This is a genomic window from Robbsia andropogonis, from assembly GCF_000970345.1.
In the GTDB taxonomy this organism is placed as follows: domain Bacteria; phylum Pseudomonadota; class Gammaproteobacteria; order Burkholderiales; family Burkholderiaceae; genus Robbsia; species Robbsia andropogonis.
Genome location: NZ_LAQU01000072.1, coordinates 1 through 7,704, shown reverse-complemented (window position 1 = coordinate 7,704; position 7,704 = coordinate 1). Strand labels below are relative to the sequence as shown.

The 7,704-nt window shown below is 56.9% G+C and carries 10 protein-coding genes and 2 tRNA genes; 9 read left to right on the top strand and 3 right to left on the bottom strand.

From position 1 onward, the window contains the following. Positions 1 to 198: 198 nt before the first annotated feature. A complete protein-coding gene (dusA, locus tag WM40_RS25190; RefSeq protein WP_046154362.1) occupies positions 199 to 1,200 on the bottom strand; it encodes a tRNA dihydrouridine(20/20a) synthase DusA in 1,002 nt (333 codons plus the stop codon). 373 nt (positions 1,201 to 1,573) lie between these two features. Between dusA and WM40_RS25185 the strand changes: the two genes are divergently transcribed. The 7 genes from WM40_RS25185 (at position 1,574) to WM40_RS25155 (ending at position 6,250) form a co-directional block, all read left to right on the top strand. After that, a complete protein-coding gene (locus WM40_RS25185; protein WP_046154360.1) occupies positions 1,574 to 2,149 on the top strand; it encodes a hypothetical protein in 576 nt (191 codons plus the stop codon). 288 nt (positions 2,150 to 2,437) lie between these two features. Further along, positions 2,438 to 2,758, top strand: a complete 321-nt coding sequence (locus WM40_RS25180) for a hypothetical protein (protein ID WP_157684935.1) — start codon at positions 2,438 to 2,440, stop codon at positions 2,756 to 2,758. Between the two features lie 177 nt (positions 2,759 to 2,935). Next, positions 2,936 to 3,012 (top strand) — tRNA-Met (locus WM40_RS25175). Positions 3,013 to 3,468: 456 nt separating this feature from the next. After that, entirely contained in the window at positions 3,469 to 3,741 is a 273-nt protein-coding gene (locus tag WM40_RS25170; protein ID WP_024902443.1) for a hypothetical protein, read from the top strand. Positions 3,742 to 3,921: 180 nt separating this feature from the next. Further along, a complete protein-coding gene (locus WM40_RS25165; RefSeq protein ID WP_024902442.1) occupies positions 3,922 to 4,293 on the top strand; it encodes a hypothetical protein in 372 nt (123 codons plus the stop codon). Between the two features lie 120 nt (positions 4,294 to 4,413). Further along, entirely contained in the window at positions 4,414 to 5,748 is a 1,335-nt protein-coding gene (locus WM40_RS25160; RefSeq protein ID WP_024902441.1) for a hemolysin family protein, read from the top strand. A gap of 55 nt (positions 5,749 to 5,803) precedes the next feature. After that, positions 5,804 to 6,250: a hypothetical protein gene (locus WM40_RS25155; protein WP_046154359.1), complete on the top strand. Its 447-nt coding sequence runs from the start codon at positions 5,804 to 5,806 to the stop codon at positions 6,248 to 6,250. Between the two features lie 90 nt (positions 6,251 to 6,340). Here the strand turns inward: WM40_RS25155 and WM40_RS30480 are convergent, their stop codons facing one another. Together WM40_RS30480 and WM40_RS25150 are read right to left on the bottom strand one after the other, a co-directional pair. Beyond that, positions 6,341 to 6,517, bottom strand: a complete 177-nt coding sequence (locus WM40_RS30480; RefSeq protein ID WP_157684934.1) for a hypothetical protein — start codon at positions 6,515 to 6,517, stop codon at positions 6,341 to 6,343. 232 nt (positions 6,518 to 6,749) lie between these two features. After that, positions 6,750 to 7,022: a hypothetical protein gene (locus WM40_RS25150; protein WP_024902439.1), complete on the bottom strand. Its 273-nt coding sequence runs from the start codon at positions 7,020 to 7,022 to the stop codon at positions 6,750 to 6,752. 163 nt (positions 7,023 to 7,185) lie between these two features. On the opposite strand from WM40_RS25150, the gene WM40_RS25145 reads away from it, so the two are divergent. Both WM40_RS25145 and WM40_RS25140 read left to right on the top strand, forming a co-directional pair. Further along, a complete protein-coding gene (locus WM40_RS25145) occupies positions 7,186 to 7,530 on the top strand; it encodes a hypothetical protein (RefSeq protein ID WP_024902438.1) in 345 nt (114 codons plus the stop codon). A gap of 100 nt (positions 7,531 to 7,630) precedes the next feature. Continuing rightward, positions 7,631 to 7,704: transfer RNA gene (locus tag WM40_RS25140), tRNA-Met, on the top strand.

Here is a 7,704-nt window from a genome sequence, read left to right as displayed (position 1 = left end):
TCCAGGACTCTACCAACTGAGCTACAGCCACCACGATCTCAACAGCGCAAAATAGCCGCTTTGTTCGTTTCAGCGCCGCTTGGCGCAGCACTGAAAGACCGCAATTATAGGAAGCATTCGCCAGCTTGGCAAGAGAAACTTCATGTATTTTCTCAAGTCTCTCAACGATCGTTTTCGTTTCCGCTTAAGCGCAATGCGCTATCGAACCGCGAACGACGTGCTACGCAAATGGGCGTTTGCTTCATCGAAAATGGTGAAGTCTCCTTGGGCAAGGCGCGGACTATCGGACAACACGCGACGCCACGCTCGCGCGCCGGGCGCACCGCGATGCCAACCAAGAATATGTCGAACCATGGCGTTCAACGGCGTACCAGTACGATGCGCTGATTCAATATACTGGTGCAGTGCTGCTTCAACGGTGGCATCGTCCACGTCGATAGTATCAACGCCGTAGATGCGGCGATCCACACCGCGTAACATGCCTGGATTTTGATATGCCTCTCGACCGACCATCACCCCGTCGACATCTTTCAAGAGTTCCTTCACCTGGTCCAGTGTCTGCACACCGCCATTCAAAATAATTTCGAGATGCGGAAAGTCTCGTTTCAGTTGCCGAACGACGTCATATCGCAGAGGAGGAATCTCGCGATTCTGCTTCGGACTCAAGCCTTTGAGTACGGCATTGCGCGCATGGACGATGAACGTTTCGCACCCCGCGTCTGCGATCGTACCGACGAAGTCCCGGACAAAGTCATAAGATGCCTCATAATCGATACCGATACGATGCTTGACCGTCACCGGCAACGTTACCGCATCACGCATGGCTTTAACGCAATCCACCACGGTCACCGGCTCGCGCATCAAACATGCACCAAACGCACCACGCTGAACACGCTCTGAGGGACATCCGCAATTCAGGTTGATCTCGTCATAGCCCCACTGCGCTCCGAGTTTCGCCGCGCGCGCCAAATCGTCTGGCTCACTACCGCCCAATTGCAACGCTACTGGATGCTCCGTCTCGCCGAAATCAAGATGTCGACGAACGTCTCCATGCAACAACGCTCCGGTGGTGATCATCTCCGTATACAACCACGCCTTGCGCGTGAACATCCGATGGAACGCTCGACAATGGCGATCGGTCCAATCGATCATCGGTGCCACGCAGAAACGGCGCGGGCTGGCGTTTGAAGAAATGTCCATCAGATCAAGAAAGTAAGCGCGCCGGTCGCGCACGACGAAAAAACTGAGGCTACAGGCTGCATTAAAAACACGGAAAGGTGAAGCGCGTTGTCGCGACGTCTCTTCGCCGAGACGGCAGTATAGGTTATCGCGGCCCCCATTCCTCGTGTGCCGGATCACAGGGTGTTCCACACGCGACAATCGTTGCATTAATTGTCATATCCCCAATGGTACTGCCCGGACCGTGCGGCCCAGAAGTCGTCGTTAGTTGCCGACGGGGGCGACGGCAGCTACGCTAGCACTTTAACAACTACCAGGAAAGTTAGAGTGGGCGATGCTTGTACGGCGCAACCCTCTGCATTACCAACGTCATCCGTTGTCATTTCAACCTACAATGCAAATTTTTCTTATATTTGCAACCAACCGTACAATAACATCGCCGTGGATATTCCATATTCCATTTAATAACGATGAGTTTCGCATGCAACGTGCTTACAATGTGTTCACTCTCTTTTTGAAGAGCGATGCAGCAACGCATTACGCGGCGCGTATTTTCAATTGCATTGATAGGCGAGGCTCCTTGTACACCAGCGTGGCGCTGATCATTAGCACGATGAATACGCCTTATGCATTCGCTGGACCGACCATCTCGCCGGAAGTAACGCCCGCGCCCCCCCGACTTGAATCGATTACAACACAGGCACTGGATTCATGTACCGAGATGGGGGAGATCGCACGCGCGGTCGCTGCCTGGCGCGATGCTGGCGGTGCGTCATGGATGGCAAAAGCGAAACTTGATCAACGGATCAGCGAGCCACCTGTGAAACTGGCTGCGCAGGATCTCGTTGACACCCTTTACTCCGAAGCCATGCGCAAACTCGGTCCAGACGAAACAGCCATGGTGGTTTCGGCAAGTTGCCACAATGCAACAACACCGTCCTCCGCCAGCGAGCCTATAGTGACGAAATGACGGATACGTCAATCCGCTATAGCCCCCCCCCCTGCTCGTCACTTTAATTGTCGCTATGTTCCAGCAAACGCCATTCCGATAGGATTTGGTTAAACGCCACACGGCGATAGGTTGATCATCGGCATTTCGTCATTGCACGGACTTCCCGGTGCGAGCGCATTGTACAGTGCTGTATTTTTGACCTGAATAAAATGCAAACAGCAATAATTTCCTTACACTATTACATTTGACAAGGTAATCATTCTCTCATAAGGTGCAAGTGGGTAAACCACTGATCAAGGAGGCAATATGCGCTCTCGTATGTTACAGGTAGCCAGCGTGTCCGCCTTGCTGCTGGCCCCGCTCGCTGTATCCGCGCAAACGGTCGCCCCGCAAAGCGGCGGCTTTAGCGGTGGCGCTGGTGCCATCGTGGCCGCTCGCGGTCCATCGGGCGGCCAAGGTGGCTTCAATGCAGGCGTAGGCGCAGGCGGGTTCGCCGGCGCTACCGCTTCAGCCAATCCAGGTCGCGCGGCGGCGGCCGGTGCGCTAGGCGGCGGTGGTACCGGTACGGCAGGAACGACTGGCACCACCGGCACCACGGGTACAACCGGGACCACCGGCACGCGGTAATTCGCGCCTCGCGCGCATGAACAACAATCCATGACGTTTCGCGCGGCACCACACGCATGATGCCGCGCGCCAAACCGGCCCCGACACCCGCTCAGCGGTTCCGGGGCCTTGTCTTTTGTGCGATTGCACAATAATTCTTGCCTTGTCCCATCATTCTTGCTATAGTAATTCCTCTGACGCGGGGTGGAGCAGTCTGGCAGCTCGTCGGGCTCATAACCCGAAGGTCGCAGGTTCAAATCCTGCCCCCGCAACCAGATTCCAAATGGGGCGCTGTGTTATCACACAGCGCCCCATTTCATTTCTGCCCCGCCCCCATTGAGCCTCACGACACTTCGGCGTAACGCACTATCCCTGCTCGCATTTGAAGCAGGCGTGAAGTTTTGCATGGTTTTCTTTCGATTTCCTTTTGAAATGAAGTACCATGGCGATCGCACATCATGTTCATCTCCCGTCCTTGGCATCGCCCTGACCCCACGCCAGCTCAGCCCGGACGCACGCCCTTTACCGCTCCGCAGCCGGATGACGTGCCGGGAATACCAACAGACGCACCGTCGGACATCCCTCTACGCGAGGATCCGACTGATGAACCGCTAGAGTAAATGGCAAACGTGCGTGCCGCTAAGGTCATCGGCCGACGATCGCCCCGCGCGCGTCGAGATGGACAGCATACCCGGCAGCATGAAAAGAGCCCTTAAAGAGAGAGGATTACGATGATCAAGAACTTTACCCATACAGTAGAGGGTCGCAATCAGGAATGCTGCGCGACACTAGGTGAAGGCACGGAGAATACACGGGTCATCATCAGTGCCGCAGCGTCGGCCGAAACCCTTGTCATCCTGGAGGCCGACGGGGCGATTTCAGCGCTGAAGGCGCGCCTCGAATCACCGGAAACGCTGCTGGACAATGCGATACGCAAGGCGAGCGAACAGAAACTGATAGATGCCGCTCTCCAATCGGGGCAAGTACAAACCGCTCAGCTGTAACGAGGCACGGGGGCTACAACGACGTGGCGCTTGCGCCCTACCCGCCGTCGATGACGGACCAGCCATCGCCGGAAGCCGAACGAATCTGCCCGTCGTGCTTCCGCGAGCAACCAATCCCGTGTAATCTGAATGCAAGGCAATTGCTTTCTACATCCTCTCGAACCGCCGCGCCTAAGTGACATGCCCTTTCTGTCCCATTTACGTCGATTCTGGTCCGTTGCGATGTGCGCGCTTTGCTCGACGTACGTTTTGATATCACCCGAGGCCGGCGCGCGGCCAAACGACCATCCGATCGATGCGACGACGCGCCCCGCACCACCGGCCAGTAGCGCGAAGCAGACCGGACGCATCGGGCCAAACGGCATCGCTCATCCTCCACCGAACAAATCGAGTAGAGGCATGGTACGGGAACCCCCGGTGTCGCCTACCGAGTCGCGAATGGTGCATGACCCCGCACCACGTACCCGCGACATGCTGTCGGGTGCCCCGCAGACCAACGGGGGGGCGCACCAGGATCAGCATCGTCGGCCTGCCGACACGACGGATGAGTAAAAAACGACCTGCCCCCCCTGCCCGAGCCGGGCTCGTTCGACATGCTCGCACGTTTTCGTTCCTTTATACTGACGCTCCCCAGGCTTGGTCCATCGCGCTCGTCGTGATGGGCGCCACTCTATGCACAATTTCCTACTGATCGTCGCCGCGTTTGCACTTGTATTGTTGAACGGTTTCTTCGTTGCCGCGGAGTTCGGTCTCGTTAAATTACGCAGCACGCGCGTCGCCGAGTTGGCGGAGACGCTGGGATGGCGTGGCCGGATCCTGAAACAGGTACATGGAGAGCTCGATACCTACCTGTCGGCATGCCAGTTGGGCATCACGCTGGCGTCGCTCGGCCTGGGCTGGATCGGCGAACCCGCCTTCGCCCACGTGATCGAACCGATTCTGGGTTGGATCGGTGTGGACAAACCCGCAATGATCAAGGCCGTCTCTTTCACGATCGCTTTTGTTGCCATCTCGTTTCTCCATATTGTCGTCGGCGAACTGGCACCTAAATCGTTGGCGTTGAGACTACCGGAAAAGGTAGGGGCCTGGACGGCGTGGCCGTTATACGGTTTCTATTGGATGGCCCTTCCGGCAATCAAAATGCTCAACGCAAGCGCGTCCGCGACATTGAAGCTGGTAGGCCAGGTCAACACCGGCCACCTGGACGCCAGCTATTCCCCGTCAGAGTTGAAACTGATCCTGCGCTCTAGTCGTACCGCCGGCAACATGACCGCGCGCGAACAAAACATCCTCGCGCATTCGATGGACTTCGGTGAGTTGGACGTGTCCGATCTGATGCGACCGATCGGTGAAGTCGTGTCGATGTCGAAGGCGAATACGGTCGCCGAAAATCTGGACATCGCGCGTCAGTCACGCTTCACCCGATACCCGTATTTCGACGCGGACGGTGAAACGGTCCTCGGCATCATCCACGCAAAGGATCTGTTTCTATCGGACCTCGACGATACGCCGGTTCGATCATTGGACAGTCTTGAACGATTTGTTCGGCCGGTGCAGCGCGTCCCGCCGAACCTGCCCGCAATCGAACTGTTCCGACGTCTACGCGCCGGGGCACCACACTTTGCCATCGTCGGACACGCCGATCCGCTGCAACCCGTCAAGCCGGTCGGCTTCATCACGCTGGACAATCTGCTGGCGGCGATCGTCGGCGAGATCCGCGATGAATTCGGCGCACATGGCGATGAGTGGACCCACCTCTCCGACGGCAGTCTGCTCGGCAAGGGCAGCCTGCCGCTCTTCACACTGGAACGCGCCCTCGGTATCGAATTGGGCGTGGATGAAGTCGAGTCGGTCGGCGGTCTGGTGATGTACAAGCTGAAGGAATTGCCAACCCAGGGGCAGCGCATCCCATTCGATGACTTCGATGTGCTCATCGACAAGATGACAGGACCACGTATTACCGTGGTGCGAATCGTACCCCGGGAATATGTGGCGCCTGCTACGTGAGGACTGTCGATATAATGCCTGACCGTCCCGTATCGGACTGCGTCGAATCCTGCTTATGCAACGTCTGATCCTACCGTACCTCTCCGGCTTTCTGTCCGTTCTGTTTTTTCAACAAGCAATGATCGGCATGCTGCATGCCGCAGGGCTAAGCGCCCAGATGCCTTTCGACCTGACACCCGCTCCCGCTTTCGGCGTCCCTAATTTTTTGGTGTCAGCCATCGCTGCCGGCGTCTATGCCGTCGTTATGGCCTGGGTCTTCCGGATCGAACCATACCGGCCAGCCCCCTGGATTCCCGCATTTGTTTTCGGAGCGATCGTTCCGACCGCACTCTCGATTTTCGTCCTCGGGCCCGTGCAAGGTGTCTGGCCTAGTGGCAACATCCTGCCTCGCGTCGCGTTTGGCGCCGTGTGCAATGGGTTTTGGGGGTGGGGAACGTTGATCATGATCCGCGCATTTATCAGCAGCGCGGGATTTACTGATCGAGACGATGGAAACGCATGAGTGTCTTAGACTTCCTGGACCTGCAATACCGCTAAAACGGACTAGAACGCCTCTGCCCTGGTGAAGTGACGGCGGAAAGAGGTAAAGTATTCAGCTTGCGGCAGCGCCGGAATCATCACGCGGCGACGCCGCGATCCGTCCGGAATGACCTGGGTTATTTTCATCTTCTTCCAGAATCATCGACGACGCGAGTACCACGACCGCGGTCAGGAAACAGATGGCAATCGCCAGTACGATCAGCCAGTACCCCGGCTCAAAGTCGAACATGTAACACCCCGTATAAATGTATGGTTGCCTCTTCCAAAGCAAAGTCCATACCAGTCCCGCACTTTCCTGCAAACACGGGTTTTCCACCAGATTTGTTGATTTTTCTCGATTGCTTGAGCGTAATGGGAACGATTTTCTGCAATCGTAAGCAATCTTTACAGAGCGATCTGTCTCGCGCATCTATCGCGCGAGGCGCCGATGCACGCACGCGCATCAGCGCACGGAAGCATTGCTACATTTTAGTTGACGGTGCAGCGCCGGTATCCTGAAACAGGGCATCGATAACGCCGCGCGCCACCTCCTCCAGATGCCCCAACGCGACCTCTTCGTCAGCGAACGCCGACGCGGCACCTAACGGCAGCAAACGCTCCAGCTTGCGCGGTTCATCGACGCCATGCTCGGTAAGACTGATACTGCCGACATAGGTCGGATGCGGATGCCCGCTCAAGGTTGCCGTGGCATTGATATAGAATCCGCGATAGGGGCCTGTAATCCTTGCTGCCATTGCATCCTCCGTTCTATCTATTGATTCATTGTCATCCTTCATCGTATCAAGCCTTGGGTGCATGCCACGCCTTTCAGGATTTCGCGATGTAGGCCACCATCGGACGTCCTCGTCGCGTGCGCGATAGAATCAATCGAACGCACTTGAAAAGAGTTGATAAAGCATGGCACACGCACCTACTTCATCCGCATCACTTACTGCCCGTGTTTTTGGGATCGCGCGCGTGGCCGCGCTTGTGCTACCCGTCCTATTGGGGGCCTGCGAGTCATCACGTACCACGCAGCTGATTCACCTACCCGACGGCACCGATGGCTTCACCATCAATTGCAGTGGAAGCGATGCCCGGCAGAGCTGGGCGCAGTGCTATGAATCAGCAGGCAAGGCATGTGGCGCGAGCGGCTATGACGTGGTGTCGAAGGAAGGCGATGACACGGCAACCGGGGGATCCGTCAACGGCCTGTTCTCGGCCAACATCCGCAATCGCGCCCTGGTGATACGTTGCCATTGATCGATTCGGCATCCCTAGTGCGAACATGATAGCGTCACGTAAGGAAATCGCGAAAAACCTTGCGTGACTCCGCAAAACGCGCTATAGTCTTTTTCTCAGACGCGGGGTGGAGCAGTCTGGCAGCTCGTCGGGCTCATAACCCGAAGGTCGCAGGTTCAAATCCTGCCCCCGCAA